At 63.8% G+C, this 3,176-nt stretch carries 4 protein-coding genes; 3 read left to right on the top strand and 1 reads right to left on the bottom strand.

Annotated features, from left to right (window positions below):
* Nucleotides 1-889 (bottom strand): NADPH:quinone oxidoreductase family protein (locus VMR03_RS04430; RefSeq protein WP_325402666.1); only part of this gene is annotated, 889 nt, incomplete at its 3' end.
* A 198-nt stretch (nt 890-1,087) separates the two neighbouring features.
* On the opposite strand from VMR03_RS04430, the gene VMR03_RS04425 reads away from it, so the two are divergent.
* The 3 genes from VMR03_RS04425 to VMR03_RS04415 form a co-directional block, all read left to right on the top strand.
* Complete coding sequence (locus VMR03_RS04425) at nt 1,088-1,636, top strand: invasion associated locus B family protein (RefSeq protein WP_325402665.1); 549 nt, start codon at nt 1,088-1,090, stop codon at nt 1,634-1,636.
* 95 nt (nt 1,637-1,731) lie between these two features.
* On the top strand, nt 1,732-2,940 hold the full coding sequence (gene rlmN, locus VMR03_RS04420; protein ID WP_325402663.1) for a 23S rRNA (adenine(2503)-C(2))-methyltransferase RlmN: 1,209 nt from the start codon (nt 1,732-1,734) through the stop codon (nt 2,938-2,940).
* A gap of 39 nt (nt 2,941-2,979) precedes the next feature.
* The coding region (locus VMR03_RS04415) for an antibiotic biosynthesis monooxygenase (RefSeq protein WP_325402661.1) at nt 2,980-3,176 on the top strand (197 nt) is incomplete at its 3' end.

Genomic DNA, 3,176 nt, shown 5'->3' with positions numbered 1-3,176 from the left:
CCGCCTTGAACCATGCCATCAGTTCCTTGAGATTTTCCTGATGTTTCGCCGGTTCGCGGCCAGTGAAGGCGCCCCAGAAGACGCCGACGATCTGGCAGCCCTTGAGAAGCGCGAGATTGAGCGGCACTTTCGGGATCGGGCCGGCGGCAAAGCCGACGACGAGGAAACGGCCTTCCCAGTTGGTGGCGCGCAGCGCGGGTTCGGCATAATCGCCGCCGACCGGGTCGTAGACGACATCCGCGCCCTGACCGCCGGTCAGTTCCTTGATGCGATCCGTCAACGCCTTCTGCTGGTCCTTGTCGAGCGCGCCGGTCGGATAGAGGATCGTCTCGTCGGCGCCATGCTCGCGGCAGACGGCAAGCTTGTCTTCCGACGAGGCGGCCGCGATCACCCGCGCGCCCATCGCCTTGCCGAGTTCGACGGCGGCGAGGCCGACGCCGCCCGCTGCCCCCAGCACCAGCAGGGTTTCGCCCGGCTTCAGATGCGCGCGGTCCTTCAACGCGTGATGCGACGTGCCATAGGTCATCAGGAAGGCCGACGCCGTCACATAATCCATCTCGGCCGGAATGGGCGTCACCCGCGCCTCGTCGAGCACGAGTTCCTCGGCAAATCCGCCCCAGCCTGACGAGCCGATCACCCGGTCGCCGACCTTTACCTTGGAAACGCCCTCGCCGAGCTTCGTCACGATACCGGCGACCTCGCCGCCCGGCGAGAAGGGCAGCGGCGGCTTGAACTGGTACTTGTTCTCGATGATGAGGACGTCGGGGAAATTGACCGCCGCCGAGTGAACCTCGATCAGGACCTGGCCCTTTTTTGGCTCCGGCGTCGGCACCTCCTCGATGACGAGCTTCTCCGGCGGACCATATTCCTTGCACAAAATCGCTTTCATGGGCTCTCCCTGCCTTCTTGCGGCCATAAGGCCTGTTTTCAATGCCGATGGTTCCTCATTACCACAATGGGGCGGGAACCCGCCAGATTGCCTGCTTTTTGCACGATTTGTCTGGAAATTGCCCGGCTGTCTGGAAATCGGACGCCGGGACCGCTATGGTCTCAACGTTTCCCACGAGCACAGAATGAGTCCCCATAAATGCTGACACGCACGCGCTTATTCGCCTCCGCCCTTGCCTCCGCCGCTCTGCTGGCTCTGGCATGCAGCGGAACGGCAAGCGCCGCCGATGCTCCGAAGCTTCTGGGCAAGTTTGACGACTGGGCGGCCTATACCTACGGATCGGGTGCCGATCGCATCTGCTACGTCCTGTCGGAACCGACGAAGCAGGAGCCGGCCGCCGCCAAGCGGGGCGATGTCTATTTCATGGTGACCCACCGTCCGGGCCGCAACATCAGGAACGAGATCAGTCAGCGGGCGGGCTACCCCTACAGCCCGACGTCGAAACCCTTCGCCACCGTCGGCAAGGACAAGTTCCAGATGTTCACGGGCGTCTCGGAAGGCGGCGAACATCAATACTGGGCCTGGCTCGACAAGACGACCGACGAAGCCAAGATGGTGAAGGCGATCCGCGCCGGTTCCAGCATGGTCATCAAGGGCACGTCCTCGCGCAAGACCATGACCACCGACACCTATTCGCTGAAAGGCTCCGGCAAGGCCCTCGACAAGATCGACGAGGCCTGCAAATAGCGGCTTTCGGGCTCAAATCTGGCGTATTGGCGGGCAAGCCCCCATTTATGCTATGACCCCGCGAACGGCGCCGAAGTGGCACCGCAGGATGAGCCATGGCCACGAGCCTCGACATAGCGCATAAGCGAACCGACGCGGTCGAAGCCGGCGCTCCCGCCAGCACGGCCCGGCGGAACCTGCTCGGGCTCACCCGCGACGGCCTGGCCGCGGAGCTGCGTCTCCACGGCATGCCCGAAAAACAGATCAGGATGCGCGTCGGCCAACTCTGGAACGCGATCTACAATCGCGGCCTCACCGACTTCGCGAAGATGACGACGCTCTCGAAGGAGATGCGCACGGAGCTCGGCGCCGCCTTCACGGTCGCCCGGCCCGAAATCGTCGTCGAGCAGAAATCGGTGGACGGCACGCGCAAATGGCTGCTGCGCCTCGCCTCCGACAAGGCCGGCATTCCCGGCCCGGAAGTCGAGACGGTCTACATTCCCGAGGAAGGCCGCGGCACGCTCTGCATCTCGAGCCAGGTTGGCTGCACCCTCACCTGCACCTTCTGCCACACCGGCACGCAGAAGCTCGTCCGCAACCTCACCGCCGGGGAAATCGTCGGCCAGCTTCTCGTCGCCCGCGATGCGCTCGGCGAATGGCCGGGCTCGGGTCGCAATTCCGACGACCGCCTCGTCACCAACATCGTGATGATGGGCATGGGCGAGCCGCTCTACAATTTCGAGAATGTGCGCGACGCGCTCGACATCGTCTCGGACGGCGAAGGCCTTTCGCTCTCCAAGCGCCGCGTCACGCTCTCGACGAGCGGAGTCGTGCCGATGATCGAACGCGCCGGCAACGAGATCGGCTCGATGCTGGCGATCTCGCTTCACGCGGTGAACGACGAGACGCGCGACAAGCTTGTGCCGCTCAACAAGAAATATCCGATCGCCGAACTGCTCGACGCCTGCCGCAACTATCCGGGCGTCTCCAATGCGCGCCGCATCACCTTCGAATATGTGATGCTGAAGGGCGTCAACGATTCGCTCGCGGACGCGAAGGAACTCGTCCGCCTGCTGAAGGGTATTCCGGCCAAGATCAACCTGATCCCCTTCAACCCCTGGCCGGGCTCACCTTATGAATGTTCCGACTGGGCGCAGATCGAGAAATTCGCCGACGTCGTCAACCGCGCCGGCTATGCAAGCCCCGTCCGCACGCCGCGCGGCCGCGACATCATGGCCGCCTGCGGCCAGTTGAAGAGCGAGACGGTGAAGAAAAGCGCCGCCGAACGCCTCCGGGAAGAAAAAGCGGCGCAGCCGAGCGCTTGAGCCCGCGGGCGTCGTTGAACCGGGATACGGAGAACGGGAATGTTCGCTGTCATCTATCGCTGGCGCGTCGACAGGAAACACGAAGAGGAATTCCAGCGTCGCTGGCACGAAATCACGCAAGACATCATGCGCGATCACGGCGGCGGCGGCTCGCGTCTCCATCGCGCCGAAAATGGCGACTGGGTCGCCTATGCGCGCTGGCCCTCGAAGGAAGATCGCGACAGGGCGTTCGCCGA

Source organism: Parvibaculum sp. (assembly GCF_035511255.1).
In the GTDB taxonomy this organism is placed as follows: domain Bacteria; phylum Pseudomonadota; class Alphaproteobacteria; order Parvibaculales; family Parvibaculaceae; genus Parvibaculum.
Note: the sequence above shows the minus strand (reverse complement) of the source record. Positions and strands in the feature narration are given on the sequence as shown.